Source organism: Azospirillum formosense, from assembly GCF_040500525.1.
Taxonomy (GTDB): Bacteria; Pseudomonadota; Alphaproteobacteria; order Azospirillales; family Azospirillaceae; genus Azospirillum; species Azospirillum formosense_A.
In genome coordinates, this window is sequence record NZ_CP159403.1 from 1,535,001 (window position 1) to 1,552,764 (window position 17,764).

A 17,764-nucleotide genomic window follows, 5' to 3' on the forward strand; every position below is an offset into this window, starting at 1 on the left:
CGACAAGCTGGAGGGCCGTGAGCTGCAAGCCTTCGAACAGACCGTGCGGTCGCTGGAGAAGACCTTCGAGCAGGCGCGCAGCGGTCTCCAGCTCGCCCGCACCCCGGGCACGCACGAGGACAAGGGCTGCACCAAGGCGACGACCTGCTGAGGCGCCGCCCCGCCTACTCCTGGTGAAGGAAGCGGCGGATGGCGCTGGCGAGGATCTGGACGCCCTTCTCCTCGTCGTCCGCCATCTTGCGGAGACGGTCGCGCATGGCCTGAACCTGCGGCTTCATCTGGGCCGCCTTGGCGATGGCCAGTTGCGCCTCTTCCGGTTTCATGTCGTTGTCGGCCATGGCGTGCTCCTTCCACTCGCAACCAGGATGAGACAGTCGGCGCCGTCTTTCAACGGTCCCTTCACTAAAGCGAACTTCCGTTCGCTTTAGACTCACATCGCCTCACTTGCCGGCGGGCTTCGGCCGCATGTGCGGCCGGGACCGCCGTCGCGATCCAAAGCGGATTGCAATCCGCTTTAACGGAACAGGCCGACGCTCTCCACCGCCTGGCCGCCGGTCCCCAGCTTGAATTCCGTGACGCCCGGCGCGCTGTCCGGGTTGATGCCGCCGAGGTCGAGCCAGCCCACGCCGCGCGCCTTCAGCGCCAGCGCTGCCCGCCACAGCACCAGCCGCATCGCGCCGCTCTTGCGCCCCGACTCGCTGGACCAGCCGATCTGGTAGGTGGCCGAACCGCCATGGATGTAGAAGAGCGCGCTCGCCGCCGGAGCGGCGGATTTCGAACGGTCCTCCAGCGCGGCGGCCATCAGCACCCCGTCGCCTTTCCCGCCGCCTTTCAGCAGCCCGTTGCGGATGCGCACGGCCAGCGCGCCGGTCATCGGGCGGAACTGTTTGGTCAGGGCCTGCTCATGCTCCTGCTTCATCAGCCAGGGCAGGTTCTTGGCCTCCCAGTCGAGGTCGATGACCAGACCGGCCTTTTCCGCCCCCTTGAGGCGCTGGCGCCAGTCGCGGGCCATCGCCGCGCGCAACTCCTCCTCGCCGCGGGACAGGTCGAGCCAGACCGTGCGGTAGCCGGGGCCGAAGCGGCGGAAGCCGCAGCGTTGCAGCATCGCCTCGGCCTCCGGCCCGGCGGCAAGTTCCGGCAGCAGGCTGGCCCGGTTCAGCGGGTTGTCGGAACAGGCGCGGCGGAGCAGGCGGAAAACCGCCTCCTGAGTCCCCAGATCCGGCTCCGCCCCGTCAAGCCAGAGCGGGCCACGATGGATCTGGCGCTGGTGGAACAGGCGCAGCGTGCGCCGCTCCAGAAGCTGGACGATTCCGATGGGCGCGCCGTCCCGACGGATCAGGCCGAGCCGCGGCACGAAGCCGTGGGTGCGCCCCATGGCGCCGGCGTAGGCGAAGCACTGCGGCAGGGTGGAGCGGGGAACGCGGGCAAAGAGCGCGCCCCATTCACCCACCGTCCCCTCGTTCCACAGGATGGTGACGGCGCCTTCGCTGGAAATCGGTGACGGCATGGGCGGGGCCGGCCTCAGGCGGGCGGCAGGGCCGAGGTGGCCTCTTCCACCTGGGCGAAGCTCGGCCGGTATTCGGGCTCCAGCACGTTTCGCGAATATTCGACCGAGATGGCCGGCGCGTAGCCGGACAAATGCGCGATCAGGCCGATCTTCATCGCCTGATAGTATTTCCCTTCGGCGTGGTAGATGTTTTTCAGGCCGCTGGCGATCGGCGCCAGGAAGCCGTAGGCGACGAGAATGCCGGTGAAGGTGCCGACCAGCGCGCCGCCGATCAGCTTGCCCAGAACCTCCGGCGGCTCGGTGATCGATCCCATGGTGTGGATCACGCCCAGCACCGCCGCCACGATGCCCAGCGCCGGAACGGCGTCGGCGACCGCCTGGATGGCGTCGGCGATCCGCTGGTGCTCGTGGTGCATGGTCTCGATGTCCTCGTCCATCAGGTCGACCAGCTCGTGCGGGTTGTCGGCCCCGAGCGACATCAGACGCAGGTAGGTGCAGAGGAAGGATATGGCGTGGTGGTCGCCGTAGAATTTCGGGAACTGCTGGAAGAGTGGTGAATCCTCGGGTTTCTCGATGTGCTGTTCAAGGGCGAGCAATCCCTTGGTCTTCGCGATCTTGAAGACCTGATACATCATGGTGAGAAGTTCGAGAAAATCGTCCTTCTTGTATTTTGGCCCTTTGAACAGATGGCCGAGTTCCTTGCCGGTGTGTGTCACCACCGCTTTTGGATTGGCGATCAGGAACGCGCCGGCGGCGGAGCCCAGGATGATCATGAACTCGAAGGGCATCCACAGCACGCCCAGATGGCCGCCGCCCAGGACATAGCCCCCGAAGACGCTGAACACCACGACGCCGAAGCCGATCATCACGAACATGTCTTCCGTCCTCCAGCGTCATTTTCCGTGCCTTGGCCGGTCCGCGTCGCGGAACGCCGGCCAGGCGGGGGTGCTTGCGTTCTGCCGGCCCAGTGACGCAGCAATCCCTTGAGTTTTTGTAAATCACCCGGCGTCGGACGCGATCCTAGCCGTGACAAAGGATCGTGTCACGAAAGGAGTACCCGAAAAGCGACCCGCCGCCGTAGCGCGCGCAAAAGAAAAGGGGCCGCCCGCGGGCGGCCCCTCTTCACGCGCTCGGACGATTCGGCGACGGCCGGCTCAGCCGATCCGCCAGGTGTCCGGCGCCTTCTCCAGACGCTTGAGGAGCGCCACGCGCTGCTGCTCGATCTCGTCCGGCAGGTGGCTGCCGAAGCGGTTGAACAGCTCCTCCTGGTCCTTGGCCTCGGCCTCGGCTTCCTTCCGGTCGATGTCCATGATCTTCCGGAACTTGTCCTCGGCGAAATCGAGACCGGCCCAGTTCAGGTCCTGGTAGCGCGGCATGTAGCCGAACGGGCTCTCCGCCGCATCCACCGCACGGCCGCGGACGCGGTCGACGATCCAGCGCAGGACGCGCATGTTGTCGCCGAAGCCCGGCCAGACGAACTTGCCGTTCTCGTCCTTGCGGAACCAGTTGACGCGGTAGATGCGCGGCAGGTTCTCCACCTTGCCTTCCATCGCCAGCCAATGGTTCCAGTAGTCGGCCATGTTGTAGCCGCAGAAGGGCAGCATGGCGAAGGGGTCGCGGCGGATGGCGGCCTGGCCGACGGCGGCGGCGGTCGCCTCCGAGCCCATGGTCGCCGCCCAATAGACGCCCTCGCGCCAGTTGTAGGCCTCGAACACCAGCGGGAAGGTCTTGGACAGGCGGCCGCCGAAGATGAAGGCGGAGATCGGAACGCCCGCCGGGTCCTCCCAGGCCGGATCGATCGACGGGCACTGCGCCGCCGGGGCGGTGAAGCGCGAGTTCGGGTGCGCGGCCGGACGGCCCGACGCCGGGGTCCAGTCGTTGCCCTGCCAGTCGATCAGGTGGGCCGGCGCCTCGTCGGTCAGACCCTCCCACCACACGTCGCCGTCGTCGGTCAGCGCGACGTTGGTGAAGATGACGTTGGCGTTCAGGGTCTTCAGGGCGTTCGGGTTCGACTTGATGCTGGTGCCCGGCGCCACGCCGAAGAAGCCGGCCTCCGGGTTGATGGCCCGCAGCGTGCCGTCCGGCTGCGGCTTCACCCAGGCGATGTCGTCACCGATGGTGCGAACCTTCCAGCCTTCGAACTCGGCCGGGGGGACCAGCATGGCGAAGTTGGTCTTGCCGCAGGCCGACGGGAAGGCGGCGGCGACGTAGGTCTTCTCGCCCTCCGGGCTCTCCACGCCGAGGATCAGCATGTGCTCGGCCAGCCAGCCCTGCTCGCGGCCCATCGAGGAGGCGATGCGCAGCGCGAAGCACTTCTTGCCGAGCAGGGCGTTGCCGCCGTAGCCCGAGCCGAAGGAGACGATCGAATGATCGGCCGGGAAATGCACGATGTACTTGTGCTCGGCATTGCACGGCCACGCCACGTCCGGCTGGCCGGGCTCCAGCGGCGCGCCGATGGAGTGCAGGCAGGGCACGAAGTCGCCGTCGCCCAGGATGTCCAGCACCTTCTGGCCCATGCGGGTCATCATGCGCATGTTGACCGCGACATAGGGGCTGTCGGAGATCTGCACGCCGATGTGGGCGATGTCGGAGCCCAGCGGCCCCATGCTGAAGGGCACCACATACATGGTGCGGCCCCGCATGCAGCCCTCGAACAGGCCGTCCAGCTTCGCCTTCATCTCCGCCGGGGCGACCCAGTTGTTGGTCGGGCCGGCGTCCTCCTTGCGCTCGGAGCAGATGAAGGTCCGGTCCTCGACGCGGGCGACGTCGCCCGGATCGGAACGGCAGAGGTAGGAATTCGGGCGCTTGGCCTCGTTCAGCTTGATGAAGGTGCCCGATTCCACCATCTCGGCGCACAGGCGGTCGTATTCCTCCTGCGATCCGTCACACCAGTGCACCCGCTCGGGCTTGCACTTGTTCGCGATCTCCTCGACCCAGGCCAGGAGCTTCTTGTTCCGCGTGCGCGTTGTTCCGGTCATCCTTTGCCTCTCAACTCGTCTCCGGGTTCGCCGCCCCTGGAATCGGGGGCCGGCGCCCGGAGGTCTGGACGGCTGGCCTTTTCGGCCCTTATCGAAGCCGTCCTTGTTCGGTGGCGGTGTCGTTCCGCCGGCTCAAACCACCGCAGCCCGGCCTGCAGGCCGGACGGCGGTCATCCCGACGCGCCCCCCGGGCGCGCCCGATGTCCTGATTGGCAAGAGAGGGGTGGCCCGAGGGCCACAAACCCAAAACGGCAACGGGTCGGTCCGTTATGGTCCACTGACGTTTTCTCCTGGTTGCGCTCTTTTGCGCGCCGCTTGCCGCGGCGTCGTGGTTAGCCGTCACGATCGTCCGAACCCACCGGGCCATCGGCCGCGCCGGGTGCGCTGCCGGGCGCACTGCCGGCCGCGCGCTGGCGGGCCTGCCGGGCGAGCCCGGCGAGAGTGACCCTAGCGTCTTCGGGGTTTTCCACGCCGTGATCGAAATCAACCCGCGCCATTTCGCCGCTGCGCCGCAGATCGCAGCCGTCGGGATCGATGCCGGTCATCACCCAGGGCTCGGCGCCGTCGGCGGACCGTCCGGCCAGAACCGTGGCGTAAAGCCGCAAGGCGTCGGCGTGGTCGGCGTTCATGTGGTCCAGGATGGCGCCCTCGGCCTCGGCCAGCGCCGCCGGGACGCCGGGCAGCAGCAGGTCGGTCCGGTCGAGCCAGCGCACCCGGCCGAAGCCGGCCACCAGATGGGCGCGCTCCACCGCCACGGCGTAGACGCTGAAATCGGCGAAGCCGGCGTAGAGCGCCGCACCGGGATGGCGCGCCAGGAAGCGGACGCGGTGGCGCGGCTCCTCCGAGCGCTCGGCCCGCCCGAGAACGGACAGGCGCGGCCCGGACAGCGGCTCCGCCAGGCCCGCGGTTCCGTCGAACAGCAGGCCGACGCGCGGGTCCCGCGCGATGTTCTTCGTGTGGTCGGCGAGCGTGGAGAGCAGGAGAAGGGGCGTGCCGTCGAGGTCGAAGGCCACCTGGACCAGCGAGGGATAGGGCCATCCACCCCGGCCATCACTCTGGCCGTCATCCCCGCGCAGGGCGGTGGACAGCGCCGCCAGACCGGCACCACGCATCAGGCGCCTTGCGGCGCCTCCCGTTTGGCCGCCGGCGTCCGATGACGCCGCGGCACCCGGCCCCGAAGGGGTCGGACGGATGGAGGACTCGTCGGAACTCATGCCCTGAAACGAATGCGTTCTCCCGCGCAGCACCGTTTCCCCGGCGCCGCATTGGTGCCATATTGGCCCAGACAAATAGGTTGGGAAAAGCGAAAAGTTGGCTTTTCATGCCTTTGCGCCGCCTATAGGTCGTCGTGGAGCATTCGGAAAGCCCGCATTTCGAAATAAGACGAAACCATATCTTCCGCAGTAGGCGACATCGACGGCCCGGCCATCCGCTTCAGTTGGCCGCCGGCACGGGCCGTCGCCGAAACGGGGCGTGTGATTGGGAACGCGAACGACATGTCTCACACCGTAGCGTTGGTGGATGACGACCGGAACATCCTGACCTCCGTTGCCATGGCGCTGGAAGCGGAGGGCTTCGAGGTGCGCACCTACACCGACGGCGCGGAGGCGCTGCGCGGCCTGACCCAGCGCCCGCCCGACCTCGCCGTGCTCGACATCAAGATGCCGCGCATGGACGGGATGGAGCTGCTGCAGCGGCTGCGCCAGACCAGCCACCTGCCGGTCATCTTCCTGACCAGCAAGGACGACGAGGTCGACGAGCTGATGGGTCTGCGCATGGGCGCCGACGACTACATCAAGAAGCCCTTCTCGCAGCGCCTGCTCGTCGAGCGCATCCGCACCCTGCTGCGGCGCGAGGCGGCGACCCGCGACAAGACCGCGCCGGAACCCGGCGTCCTGCTGACCCGCGGCCCGCTGGTCATGGACGGCGCCCGCCATTCCTGCACCTGGAAGGGCCAGCCCATCGACCTGACGGTGACGGAGTTCCTCCTGGTCAAGGCGCTGGCCCAGCGCCCCGGCCATGTGAAGAGCCGCGACCAGCTCATGGACGCCGCCTACGGCGAGAACGTCTATGTCGACGACCGCACCATCGACAGCCACATCAAGCGGCTCCGCAAGAAGTTCAAGGCCATTGATTCCGACTTTGCGCAGATCGAAACGCTCTATGGCGTCGGTTACCGATACAAGGAGTGAGGTCCGCGCGCCGGACCGCGCCGCCCCGTCCCCCACCACGCCCGTCAAGCCCGGCGCCGCGCCCCGCGCCGCCGCACGGCGCCGGCTGCGCGGCGTGCCGTCGCCGCTGACCCTGCGGATTCTCGCCGTCAACGTGCTGGCGCTGCTGCTGCTGGTCGGCGCCCTGCTCTATCTCGGCCGCTACCAGGACCGTCTGGTCCAGGCGGAGCTGGACGCGCTGGAGACGGAGGCCCGCATCTTCGCCTCGGCGCTCGGCGAGGGCGCCGTGCAGCGGGCCGCCGACGAGCCGGAGGCGGGCCAGGAGAGCTACGAGCTGTCGCCGGAGCTGGGGCGCCAGATGATCCGCCGGCTGGCCCTGGCGACGGAGACGCACACCCGGCTCTACGGCCCGGACGGGCGGCTGCTGTCGGACAGCCGCGTGCTGACCGGGTCACCCGGCAAGATCGAGATCCAGGAGCTGCCGCTGCCGCCCTCCGGCGACCCGGTGTCGCGCGCGGTCAACGAATTCTACGCCCGCTTCATCGACGTGGTGCCGAGCCGGGAGAACCTGCCGCTCTACCGCGAGCCGCCGGGCCACGCCGCCGAATCGGCCGCCCCGCCGCCCAACGTCGAGCGCGCGCTGGCCGGCGAGAACAGCGCGACGGTGTGGCGGCTGGCCTCGCCGGTTGCCCGCTCCAACCTGCTGCTGACCGTCGCCGTTCCGGTCCAGCGCTACAAGGAGGTGCTGGGGGCGGTGCTGCTGTCGCGCAGCGGCACGGTGATCGACGAGGCCATCCGGTCGGTGCGCACCGACATCCTGCGCGTCTTCGCGGTGGCGCTTCTCGTCACGGTCCTGATGTCGCTCTATCTGGCCGGCACCATCGCCCGCCCCATCCGCAAGCTGGCCCAGGCCGCCGACCGGCTGCGCACCGGCCATGGGCGCCACACCGAGATTCCCGACCTCACCCGCCGCGGCGACGAGATCGGGGAGCTGTCCGGCGTGCTGCGCGACATGACGGCGGCGCTGTGGGCGCGCATGGACGCCATTGAGCGCTTCGCCGCCGACGTCGCCCACGAGATCAAGAATCCGCTGACCTCGCTGCGCAGCGCGGTGGAGACGGTCTGCCGCATCCAGGACCCGGCCCGCCGCGAGAAGCTGATGGCGATCATCGCCGACGACGTGCAGCGGCTGGACCGGCTGATCAGCGACATCTCCAACGCCTCGCGCCTGGACGCCGAGCTGTCGCGCGCCGCGCTGGAGCCGGTGGACATCGGCGCGATGCTCCGCACGCTCGCCGACATCCACCGCACCACCGCGGAGGAGGGGGACGAGGAGGACGGCGACGGGACGGCGGCCCCGCCGAGCGTCGTCATCGAGCCGCCGCCCGGCGGATCGCTGACCGTGAAGGGGCTGGAGGGGCGGCTGACCCAGGTCTTCCAGAACCTGATCGCCAACGCCCTGTCCTTCTCGCCCCCCGGCGGGCAGGTCCGGCTGGCGTCGCGGCGCACCCCGGACGGCGCGGTGGAGGTGACGGTCAGCGACGACGGACCCGGCATTCCGGACGGCAAGGAGGAGGCGATCTTCGAGCGCTTCTACACCGAGCGTCCGGCCGGCGAGAAGTTCGGCACCCATTCGGGGCTCGGCCTGTCGATCTCCAAGCAGATCGTCGAAGCCCACGGCGGCACCATCCAGGCGGCCAACCGGTTGGGCCCCGGCGGGGAGACCATCGGCGCCGTCTTCACCGTGCGTCTGCCGCGCCCCTGACGAATTTCCACAGGGCGGATGCGGCATAGTTGCAATTTGAGAAAAGACGTATGGACAAAGTCGTGGGTGCGGCGGATGCTCAACCCCGGTCATTCCCGCGCCCGCGACGGCTGGCCTTTCGACAACCGGATGTCACCAACCGGAAGAGGGGCCATGTCAGACGCCATGTCAGACACCACATCAGACACTAGGTCCGACCTCAAGCCGATCGCCCCCCGCCCGGTCGGCGAGCCCGCCACGGCGTCGGCGCGGGTGATCGATTTCCGCCGTTACCGGCTGGCCCGCCTGATCAACGACGCCAGCGTGCAACAGGGCGAACTGGCCCGGATGATGCGGACGTCGGCCAACGAGCGGACGCAACTGGCGCAGGCGCTCCAGGGCGCCCAGCGGCATCTGGCGACCATCGCCGACAGCTACAGCCATCTGCTGAACCGGCTGGCCCGCGAGAAGGATTTCCGCACCGCCTGCCAGGAGGCCGCGGAGCTGGACGACCTGGACGAGATGATCCGGCGCCGCGACGCGCTGGCCAGCGAGCTGCTGGACATCCGCCGCACCGGAGCCCCCTGACCGGGCCTGTCCTCGGGCTGCGACCGCCCGGGCTGACCCGGGAAACCGGGCGCGGGTCGGCGGGCCATGGCGGCCGCACCGGCGCATTGGAGGCGGATCGGGCGGGAAAAGGATGCATTTTCGGCATCCCATTGACAGAAGCGGCGGCACGCCTCACCTTCGCGGGATCATGGCAACGATTCACGGCACCTGCGTCCTGGTCGGCCCATGGAAGGACGGCCATGGAACCGGCGGCAACCGGGGCGGAACGCCCGTCGGCGTGCTGCTGCGGGGACCGTCGGGCAGCGGCAAGTCCGATCTGGCCCTGCGGATGATCGACGCGGGGGCGCTGTTGGTGGCCGACGACCGGGTGGAGCTGCGCGTGGACGATGGCAGGGTGATGGCGACGGCGCCGGCGGCGCTGGCCGGACTGCTGGAGGTGCGGGGGGTCGGCATCATGCCGATGCCCACGGCCGCGGAGGCGGAGATCGGTCTGGTCGTCGATCTGGTGCCGCGCGCCGCCGTGGAGCGCCTGCCCGGGGAGGAGACCGCGGCCCTGCTCGACCGGCCCCTGCCGCGCCTGGCCCTCTGCCCCTTCGATGCCTCGGCGCCGGCCAAGCTGAAACTGGCCGCCGGCGCCGCGCGGGCCGGCTCGCTGGGAAAGGTGCCGGACCTGCCATGACCGATTCACGCCCCTTGCAGGACCCGCCGTTGGAACGATCCCCAGGACAGGGCGGACAGCTCGTGCTCGTCACCGGCATGTCCGGCGCCGGCATGTCCGTCGCCCTGAAGGCGCTGGAGGATCTCGGCTACGAGGCGGTGGACAACCTGCGCCTCTCGCTGGTCCCGGCGCTGCTGGAGCAGGCCGATCCGCGCCGGCGCCCGCTGGCCCTGGTCATCGACAGCCGCACCCGCGACTTCTCCGCCCACGCCATGCTGGAGGAGGTCGAGGCGCTGAAGGCCCATGCGGAGCTGGAGGTGCGTCTGGTCTTCCTCGATTGCGGGGACGAGACGCTGCAGCGCCGCTTCACCGAGACGCGTCGCCGCCACCCTCTGGCCATCGACCGCCCGGTGCCGGACGGCATCCAGCTGGAACGCGCCATGCTGCTGCCGTTGAAGCAGCAGGCCGACGTGACCATCGACACCACGCAATTGTCGATCCATGACCTGCGCCGCATCCTGGCCGGCAACTTCCAGATCGGCACCCAGGCGGCGCTGCAGGTCTTCGTCACCTCCTTCTCGTTCCGGATGGGGTTGCCTCGCGAGGCGGACCTCGTGTTCGACGTACGTTTCCTGACGAATCCCCACTATGATCCGGATCTGCGACCGCTGACCGGCCTCGACCCCCGCGTGGCGGCGCGGGTGGAGGGGGACCCGGATTTCGCCGAATTCTTCCGTCATCTGACGGACCTGTTGCAGCCGCTTCTGCCGCGCTACAACCAGGAGGGCAAGAGCTACCTGACCATCGCGGTCGGCTGCACGGGCGGCAAGCACCGCTCGGTGTTCGTCGCCGAACGGCTGGCCGCGTGGCTGGACGGGCTGGGGTTGAAGGTCGGGATCAGCCACCGGGAGCTGGAACGGCAGGCCCCGCGGGCCGGCTGACCGCCGAAGGTTGGGCCCGGGGGGAGTTGGAGCGGTCCGGATAAGGGATCGTTCATAAGTGCCGCCATAAGAATGTGGCTTCGGGGGAGGCTCCAGAATTGAAGGATGTCCCATGATCGGTATGGTTCTGGTAACCCACGGGCGCCTCGCGGAAGAGTTCATCGCCGCGCTGGAGCATGTGGTGGGTGAGCAGCAGCAGGTGCGGGCCGTGTGCATCGGCCCAGACGACGACATGGAGCAGCGCCGTCAGGACATTCTGAACTCCGTTGCCGACGTGGACGACGGGTCCGGCGTCGTCGTGCTGACCGACATGTTCGGCGGAACCCCGTCCAACCTCGCCATCTCCATCATGGACAAGGCGAAGGTCGAGGTGATCGCCGGCGTGAACCTGCCGATGCTGATCAAGCTGGCCAGCGTGCGCCGCCAGGAGACGCTGACCCACGCCGTGACCGCCGCGCGGGAGGCCGGGCAGAAATACATCAACGTCGCTTCCTCGCTGCTGTCGGACGGGTGACCCGATGAGTTCTCCAGACGAGAAGGCGCCCGCGCAAGGCGCCCCCGGCATTGACGGGCAGGCTCCGGACCGGAATCCCGAGATCTGCCAGACCGTCACGATCAGCAACCAGCGCGGCCTGCACGCCCGCGCGGCGGCGAAGTTCGTGAAGCTGGTCGCCACCTTCGATTGCGAGATCGAGGTGCGGCGCGGCGAGACGCAGGTGTCGGGCGAGTCCATCATGGGCCTGATGATGCTGGCCGCCGGACCGGGCACCTCGGTGGAGCTGTACGCCTATGGCCGCGAGGCCGAGGAGGCCATGGCGGCGCTCGTGGATCTGATCACCCGCAAGTTCGATGAAGACTGACGTTCCGGCCGCCGGCCAGGGACGGTCGTTGCGCGGGCTGGGCGTTTCGCCCGGCATTGCCATCGGCCCGGCCCATGTGGTGGAGAGCGGCGCCGTCCGCGTTCCCGAATACACGCTCGCCGCCGATCAGGTCGAGGCCGAGGCCGCGCGCTTCGCCGACGCCTGCGGCAAGGCGCGCCGCCAGATCCGCAAGCTGAAGGCCAAGGCGCTGGTGCTGCCCGGCTCGGCGTCGGAGGAGATCGGCTTCCTTCTCGACGCCCACCTGGCGATGGTCACCAACTCCCGCCTGACGCGCGGCGTCGAGCGCCGCATCCAGCAGGAGCTGGTCAACGCCGAGGCCGCGGTCCAGGCGGAGATCGCCACCATCGCCCAGACCTTCGCGGGCATGGAGGACAGCTACCTCGCCGGGCGCATCGCCGACGTGCGCGAGGTCGGGCGGCGGCTGATCCGCAACCTGATGCGGCACGAGTATCAGGCCTTCTCCATGTTGAATCCCGGCGCGGTGATCCTGGCCGAGGAGCTGACCCCGGCGGACACCGCCCTGCTCGACCCGCGCCGCGTCGCCGGCTTCGCCACCGTGCTCGGCGGCGCCGAGGGGCACACGGCGATCATGGCGCGCTCGCTGGGCATTCCGGCGGTGCTGGGGGTCGGCGGGCTGCTGGCCGGGCTGAAGAACGGGATCACGGTCATCGTGGACGGTGTCCAGGGGCGCGTCATCATCGACCCCACCCCCGAGGTGCTGGAGGATTACCGGCAGCGCCGCGCCGAGCGCGAGCGCGAGCGCGAGCAGCTGAAGGGCCTGCGCAAGCTGCCGGCGGTCACCCGCGACAACACCGCGGTGACGCTCCAGGCCAATCTGGAGCTGCCGCGCGACCTCGACCACGCGCTGGAGAACGGGGCGCAGGGCATCGGGCTGCTGCGCACCGAGTTCCTGTTCATGAACCGCGACCAGCTGCCGGACGAGGACGAGCAGTACACCGTCCTTCGCTCCATCGTCGAGGGCATGGGCGGCCGCACCGTCACCGCCCGCACCATGGATGTCGGCGGAGAGAAGCTGGCCGGCTGGATGGCCGGCCGCTACGGCGAGCCGGCGAATCCGGCGCTCGGCCTGCGCGCCGTCCGGCTGGGCCTGCGCGAGCCGAAGCTCTTGGAGACGCAGCTTGCCGCCATGCTGCGCGCCGGCGTCCACGGGCCGCTGCGCATCCTGCTGCCGATGATCTGCTCGGTCGCCGAGGTGCAGCGCGTGCGCGAGATGATGGGCCAGGTGGCCCGCCGCCTGCGCCGCCGCGGCGTGCCCATCGCCGACCCGCTGCCGCCGGTGGGCGTGATGGTGGAGGTGCCGGGCGCGGCCCTGTCCGCCGACGCGCTGGCCTACGCCGCCGACTTCTTCTCCATCGGCACCAACGACCTGACCCAGTACACGCTGGCCATCGACCGCGGCGACGAGCAGGTCGCCTCGCTTTACGACCCGCTGCACCCGGCGGTGCTGCGCCTGATCCAGTTCACCATCGAGGCGGCGCTGCGCGCCCGCATCCCGGTGTCGATCTGCGGCGAGATCGCCGGCGATTCGCGCTACACGGCGCTGCTGCTGGGGCTGGGCGTGCGCGACCTGTCGATGGTGCCGCCGGCCATTCCCCTGGTGAAGCGGCGAATCCGCAAACTGGACCTCCAGGAGGCCACCCGCCGCGCCCGCGTCATCATGGACCAGAGCGACAGCGGGCGGATCGCCGCCCTGCTGGACGACTTCAACGCCGTGGGCTGAGGCAACCCCCCGGCCCACATCAGGCCCTCATCACCCTCACGTCTCTCGCTTGGCGGTCTTCGCCCCGATGTCAGCGGCGGAATTGGCGGCCGCGGGCAGTTCCTCGTCGAAGGCGTGGAGACAGTGCGCGGTGAAGGCGATGCCGGAGGAGGGTTCGGTGCCGGCGTCCGGTCGAGGTTGACTTTCCAGGCCGCGCGGCGTTCCGCCGTCCCGTCCGAACGCGCCGCCGCAGCCCTGATGCGCATTCCGACCCGAGGCCCGCCCCAATCGAACGATCCCGTCGGTTGTTGACAACCCCCCATTGTGAAATACTGGAGCGCCCATCCGCCGAGGCGTGACTCCCGGCGGACAGACCAGAATTGGCGGGCCTGCGTCTTCAGGACCATGGGTCTACGGGAACAGGGAAAGGCAAGCGGGATGCGCTCTGGACGACGGAACGGCGGCGGTGTGCCTGAAGCTGCCTTCGATCTGAACACGGCCTTCGATCGGCGTGACACGCTGTTCACCAGGGCCGCGGAACACATGTCCGACATGGTCGCCAACCCGCCGAACGGCCCCCATGCCTTCGACCTTCTGAACGGCGGCCTCCGCGAATTGTCGAGCCTGATGATCCGGCAGTTGCCCCTGGCGACGGCGCGCGAGGCACGACTTGCCCACACCCTTTGCCAGGAGGGGATCGTCGAGGACGCGAAGGCCCTGGCCCTTGGCGAGGGCGTGGCCCTGTTCCTCGACCGGCTTCAGGCCGCCGCCGACCATGCGGGGATCGGGCCGGCCGCCGACCGGGGACCGGCGCCGGATGCCGGGACGGCGACGCCCGCGCAAAGCCTGGAAGGGGTTCTCGCCACGCTGCGGGCCTGCCGCGCCGCGATGGCAAACGAAGGGACCGGCTCCGAGCGGTTTCTTCCCCTTCTGGACGAGGCCGTGGCGACCCTGGAGTGCCTGGCGCTGCGGGAGGCCGTCGCCCGCTTCGACCACGCGGCGGACGCTTTCGAGGCCGCGATGCCCAAGGCTCTGCCGACCAAGCCGACCGACCGCATGCTGGCCGCCGGAGCCAAGGCGGGAAGCGTCGCCCTGGACGCGGCACGGCGGATCTATCAGGCCATGGCGTCGGAGTTTCTGTCACCGAGGAAAGGGGTCGGGGAGTGACGGCGGCCTTGCCCATCACAACGTCGCCGACGGGGTTTCTCAAGGACCGCATCGCCCGGCCGCTTGGCCGGGGTCTGGTGACGATCCTGCGCGGCCGCCGCGGCGACCCGCCACCCGAACCGGCGGAAACCCGCGTCGACATCCACCGCCAGCCCTTGCGCACGGCGCTGGACTGGCATCTGGAGATGATCGCCCTGTGGAAGCGGCATCCCACCTTCGGACCGGAGCTCCACGACGACCTGAAGCGCACGGGACTGCTGCCCCGTTGCGTCATCCTGACGGCGCAAGACGGCGGGCCGCTGTGCTTCCGCTATATCGGGGACCCGACACGCCGTGTCTTCGGCGACCGCTGGGCCGACCAGAACATCGGCAAGCCCCATCTCGAAGACGTGCACAGCGCCTATGCCCGGGCCATCGACGCGCAGTACCGGGAAGCGGTGGAGGGCGGGGAGCCGGTGTACAACCATCTGGTGATCACCGGGCTTCCCCGCCCGCCGGTCAATTACCGGCACCTCCTGTTCGGCTGGTCACTGGGCCAGCGCCGGCAGGCCCTGCTGGCGCTGATCGATTCCTGACGCGGATCGACCGTCCCGTCAGGCCGCCCGATTAGGCTGCCCGATTAGGCCGCCTGGGCGAGGTCCGCGGCGATCTGCGCCAGATCGCCGAGGAATTGCGCGCGGCTGAAGCGCACGAGGTGCATCGGCAGGGTCTTCAGGCCGATCTGGTTGTAGGTGATGGCCGGCTCCCGGTCGATGTGGCGCGGCCCCATCTTGCGTTCCGCCCACACCGGAACGATGTCCGGGTCGACGACCGAGATGAACCAGGTCGGCGACCACAGCAGCCACGCCGCGAGCTTGTTCGCCCGCTGGCAGATCGGGAACAGGCCGCGGCCCTGGACGTCGGGCCGCGTCCACCCCGCGTTCGTCCACACCACCTGACCGCGCGTGCTGTTGGCGGTGTCGGACGTGCAGGTGCACCATTCACCGTCCGGAGCCTGGGTGGCCGGGTCGTCGTAGAACACCGTCATGGCGTTGAAGCGGTCGCCGATGGACTGCGCGTTGCAATCGTAGAGCAGCCCGGCCTGGGCGGTGACCACGTCGCCGGAGGCGGCCGTCCCGCAGATCCAGAAGGCGTTGGCCGGCGTCAGGGAGCGGCAGGCCGGATGGGCGGCGGGGAGCATCGGCTCCCAGGAGCCCGCGGCCACCGCGGCCTCGTTGACGCGCACCAGCGCCGGCATGTCGAAGACGACGGAGAGCGCGACCCCCCGGCCGGCCGCCAGACCGACGAGTTCGTCGCGGGCGGCCTGGAGCAGGCCGGACAGGGGACCCGCCGGGACGGGGAGAGCCGACAGGGCGATGGAGGCCGGTTGCGTGCCGTTGAACTGCGTGCCGGTAAGCATGGATGTCTCTTCCTTGGGTTGGAAAGGGTTGGCGAAAGCCGCCAAGCGGGGCGCCATCCGCCCCGCACATCCACATCATCGTTTCCTCGAAACCGGCATTACTACTTTTACGAATGTCATGGCCCGGAAACGCACGGGGCGCCCGGTCCACCGGACCGGACGCCCCGCCATGCGCCTGCCGCTCTTCGGATCGGACGGCTTACTGGCCCTTGCCGTCCGAGGACACCGCGGCCGCCTCGCCGGAGGAGGCCGGGGTGGTCCCGCCGGCACCCTTTGCCGGGCTGCCGGGCACCCACCAGCGGGCGGCCTCGCCGTCCGCGGCCTCCGGAGCCGCCTCGCCGCGGGTCTTCAGCATCGAGAAGACGATGGAGCCGCCGACCAGGAAGGCCGTGATGCCCAGGGCCAGCGCCGTCGGCATCTTGTAGATGTCGACCATCATCATCTTGGCGCCGACCACCACCAGAACCAGCGACAGGCCGTATTTCAGGTAATGGAAGCGGTGGATGATCGAGGCCAGCGCGAAATAGAGGGCGCGCAGGCCGAGGATGGCGAAGACGTTGGAGGTCCAGACGATGAACGGGTCGGTGGTCACCGAGAAGACCGCCGGGATGGAGTCCACGGCGAAGACCAGATCGGTGAACTCGATCAGGATCAGCACGAGGAACAGCGGCGTCATCATCCGCACGCCGTCGCGCATCACGAAGAACTTCTGCCCCTCGTAGCCTTCGGTCATGCGGAAGCGGGAACGGACGAACTTGACGATCCGGTTGTTCTCCATGTCCGGCTCGTCGTCCACCGACATCAGCATCTTGATGCCGCTGAAGATCAGGAAGGCGCCGAAGATGTAGATGATCCAGTGGAATTCCTGGATCAGCGCCGTGCCCGCCACGATCAGCACGCCGCGCATCACCAGCGCGCCCAGGATGCCCCAGAACAGCACCCGGTGCTGGTACTGCGGCGGCACCGCGAAATGCGTGAAGATCAGCGCGATGACGAAGATGTTGTCGACGCTCAGGCTGTATTCGATCAGGTAGCCGGTCAGGAACTCCAGCCCCTTCTGCGAGCCCTGGAAATGAAAGACGCCGGCGGCGAAGATCATCGCCAGCGTGGAATAGGCCGCGCAGCGCATCAGCGCCTCGCGGCCGGAGATCACATGGGATTTCTTGGAAAATACGCCAAGATCAAAGGCCAAAAGCACGCCAACGAAGACGGCGAAGCCGGCCCACATTAAAACGATCTGATCCATGGAACTGTCCCTTGCTTCATGCCCTCCGCTCCCGCAAGCGGAGACTTCGATCGTCACATGAGCAGTCCGACATCACCGATGCGCCACGGCGGGGCGGATCGGCCAGAGGGGCCCGGACTGGAATCGCGGCCGCAAGGTCTGCGGCCAACGGAAAAGCGCGCGCGACGGCTTTGCCGCGGCGCGCCAGGACACCCGCCTCCATCGTTTGCCGTGGAGACGTGGCGGTCGGTCAGGATGTTGGTTCGGTGCGGTCCATGTCGATGTCTCCCAAAGGCCCGTCGGGTGCCGTCGTCGGCGGTGGACCTTGTGGGGGAGCGGGACCCAGGGGGAAGGACAGGGCCAGCTTCCGCAAGGCCGCGCCAAGGCGACGGCTCTATGGGAAGTCCGACATCACAGCGCCGGGCGACGCTGCCAGAGGGGCCCGGACCTCGACCGTCATGTAGTCAGACCCTCTCCCGGCGACAAGAGGGGGAGCGGCCATTAAAACCGCGGTCGATGCAGTGGCGGATTGCGGCTTGACCGGAGCCGTCCGGCCCGCGTAGCTTCGCACCCGACGGTTGCCCGAAAGGGCTGAAAATGGGAACACGGTGCGGACCCCGCGGCGATTTGCCGTGCGAGGGTCTTACGCCGGGGCTGCCCCCGCAACTGTAAGCGGCGAGTCGTCCATCGGAATGCCACTGGGATCGCGATCCTGGGAAGGCGATGGGCCGACGATAACCCGCGAGCCAGGAGACCTGCCGTCAGTCGTGGTCACACGCGAACACGTTCGGGCGGGGTGCACC

General features: G+C 69.0%; 17 protein-coding genes, 1 pseudogene and 1 riboswitch (1 of these 19 running past the window's edge). Of the genes and pseudogenes, 11 read left to right on the forward strand and 7 right to left on the reverse strand.

Annotated elements, in window-relative coordinates; translation table 11 throughout:
• Positions 1–151, forward strand: partial view of a peptidoglycan DD-metalloendopeptidase family protein gene (locus ABVN73_RS20120; RefSeq protein ID WP_353859999.1) — the final stretch only. The gene continues 1,217 nt to the left of window position 1, outside the view; 151 of the gene's 1,368 nt are visible here — the last part of the coding sequence; the start codon falls outside the window, past its left edge; it ends in the stop codon at positions 149–151.
• A gap of 13 nt (positions 152–164) precedes the next feature.
• Here ABVN73_RS20120 and ABVN73_RS20125 read toward each other — a convergent pair whose 3' ends face one another.
• The 5 genes and pseudogenes from ABVN73_RS20125 to ABVN73_RS20145 all read right to left on the reverse strand — a co-directional run bounded on the left by ABVN73_RS20125 (position 165) and on the right by ABVN73_RS20145 (position 5,597).
• Positions 165–338 carry a hypothetical protein gene (locus tag ABVN73_RS20125; protein ID WP_175428775.1) on the reverse strand — a complete coding sequence of 58 codons (174 nt, stop codon included), beginning with the start codon at positions 336–338 and terminating at the stop codon, positions 165–167.
• A 176-nt stretch (positions 339–514) separates the two neighbouring features.
• Positions 515–1,507 carry a peptidoglycan bridge formation glycyltransferase FemA/FemB family protein gene (locus tag ABVN73_RS20130; RefSeq protein ID WP_353860000.1) on the reverse strand — a complete coding sequence of 331 codons (993 nt, stop codon included), beginning with the start codon at positions 1,505–1,507 and terminating at the stop codon, positions 515–517.
• A gap of 14 nt (positions 1,508–1,521) precedes the next feature.
• Positions 1,522–2,382, reverse strand: coding sequence for a flagellar motor stator protein MotA (motA, locus tag ABVN73_RS20135; RefSeq protein WP_353860001.1), 861 nt, complete (start codon positions 2,380–2,382; stop codon positions 1,522–1,524).
• Positions 2,383–2,661: 279 nt separating this feature from the next.
• Positions 2,662–4,494 (reverse strand): annotated as a pseudogene (locus ABVN73_RS20140) (phosphoenolpyruvate carboxykinase (GTP)); the annotation flags it as partial.
• A 323-nt stretch (positions 4,495–4,817) separates the two neighbouring features.
• A complete protein-coding gene (locus ABVN73_RS20145; protein ID WP_353860002.1) occupies positions 4,818–5,597 on the reverse strand; it encodes a DUF2470 domain-containing protein in 780 nt (259 codons plus the stop codon).
• Between the two features lie 384 nt (positions 5,598–5,981).
• Between ABVN73_RS20145 and ABVN73_RS20150 the strand changes: the two genes are divergently transcribed.
• The 10 genes from ABVN73_RS20150 to ABVN73_RS20195 all read left to right on the forward strand — a co-directional run bounded on the left by ABVN73_RS20150 (position 5,982) and on the right by ABVN73_RS20195 (position 14,912).
• Positions 5,982–6,677: a response regulator transcription factor gene (locus ABVN73_RS20150; RefSeq protein ID WP_353860003.1), complete on the forward strand. Its 696-nt coding sequence runs from the start codon at positions 5,982–5,984 to the stop codon at positions 6,675–6,677.
• The gene (locus ABVN73_RS20155) at positions 6,649–8,421 is read left to right on the forward strand and encodes a stimulus-sensing domain-containing protein (RefSeq protein ID WP_353860004.1); all 1,773 of its coding nucleotides are present in this window, start codon (positions 6,649–6,651) and stop codon (positions 8,419–8,421) included. Before ABVN73_RS20150 ends, ABVN73_RS20155 begins: the two co-directional genes overlap by 29 nt.
• Before the next feature lie 153 nt (positions 8,422–8,574).
• Positions 8,575–8,988 carry a hypothetical protein gene (locus ABVN73_RS20160; protein WP_353860005.1) on the forward strand — a complete coding sequence of 138 codons (414 nt, stop codon included), beginning with the start codon at positions 8,575–8,577 and terminating at the stop codon, positions 8,986–8,988.
• A gap of 169 nt (positions 8,989–9,157) precedes the next feature.
• The gene (locus ABVN73_RS20165; protein ID WP_353860006.1) at positions 9,158–9,649 is read left to right on the forward strand and encodes an HPr kinase/phosphatase C-terminal domain-containing protein; all 492 of its coding nucleotides are present in this window, start codon (positions 9,158–9,160) and stop codon (positions 9,647–9,649) included.
• A complete protein-coding gene (gene rapZ, locus ABVN73_RS20170; RefSeq protein WP_353860007.1) occupies positions 9,646–10,569 on the forward strand; it encodes an RNase adapter RapZ in 924 nt (307 codons plus the stop codon). Before ABVN73_RS20165 ends, rapZ begins: the two co-directional genes overlap by 4 nt.
• Before the next feature lie 112 nt (positions 10,570–10,681).
• Positions 10,682–11,083 (forward strand): PTS sugar transporter subunit IIA, encoded by a 402-nt coding sequence (locus tag ABVN73_RS20175; RefSeq protein WP_014199776.1) that lies wholly within the window; start codon positions 10,682–10,684, stop codon positions 11,081–11,083.
• A 4-nt stretch (positions 11,084–11,087) separates the two neighbouring features.
• Positions 11,088–11,429, forward strand: coding sequence for an HPr family phosphocarrier protein (locus ABVN73_RS20180; protein ID WP_353860008.1), 342 nt, complete (start codon positions 11,088–11,090; stop codon positions 11,427–11,429).
• The gene (gene ptsP, locus ABVN73_RS20185) at positions 11,419–13,191 is read left to right on the forward strand and encodes a phosphoenolpyruvate--protein phosphotransferase (protein ID WP_353860009.1); all 1,773 of its coding nucleotides are present in this window, start codon (positions 11,419–11,421) and stop codon (positions 13,189–13,191) included. Before ABVN73_RS20180 ends, ptsP begins: the two co-directional genes overlap by 11 nt.
• 447 nt (positions 13,192–13,638) lie before the next feature.
• Positions 13,639–14,337, forward strand: coding sequence for a hypothetical protein (locus tag ABVN73_RS20190; RefSeq protein ID WP_353860010.1), 699 nt, complete (start codon positions 13,639–13,641; stop codon positions 14,335–14,337).
• Between the two features lie 8 nt (positions 14,338–14,345).
• The gene (locus tag ABVN73_RS20195; protein ID WP_353860011.1) at positions 14,346–14,912 is read left to right on the forward strand and encodes a hypothetical protein; all 567 of its coding nucleotides are present in this window, start codon (positions 14,346–14,348) and stop codon (positions 14,910–14,912) included.
• 44 nt (positions 14,913–14,956) lie between these two features.
• On the opposite strand, the gene ABVN73_RS20200 is transcribed toward ABVN73_RS20195, so the two are convergent.
• Both ABVN73_RS20200 and ABVN73_RS20205 read right to left on the reverse strand, forming a co-directional pair.
• Positions 14,957–15,736 carry a hypothetical protein gene (locus tag ABVN73_RS20200; RefSeq protein ID WP_353860012.1) on the reverse strand — a complete coding sequence of 260 codons (780 nt, stop codon included), beginning with the start codon at positions 15,734–15,736 and terminating at the stop codon, positions 14,957–14,959.
• A 199-nt stretch (positions 15,737–15,935) separates the two neighbouring features.
• Positions 15,936–16,982 carry a TerC family protein gene (locus ABVN73_RS20205; RefSeq protein WP_353860013.1) on the reverse strand — a complete coding sequence of 349 codons (1,047 nt, stop codon included), beginning with the start codon at positions 16,980–16,982 and terminating at the stop codon, positions 15,936–15,938.
• Between the two features lie 537 nt (positions 16,983–17,519).
• Positions 17,520–17,739, forward strand: a riboswitch (cobalamin riboswitch).
• Positions 17,740–17,764 lie beyond the last annotated feature (25 nt).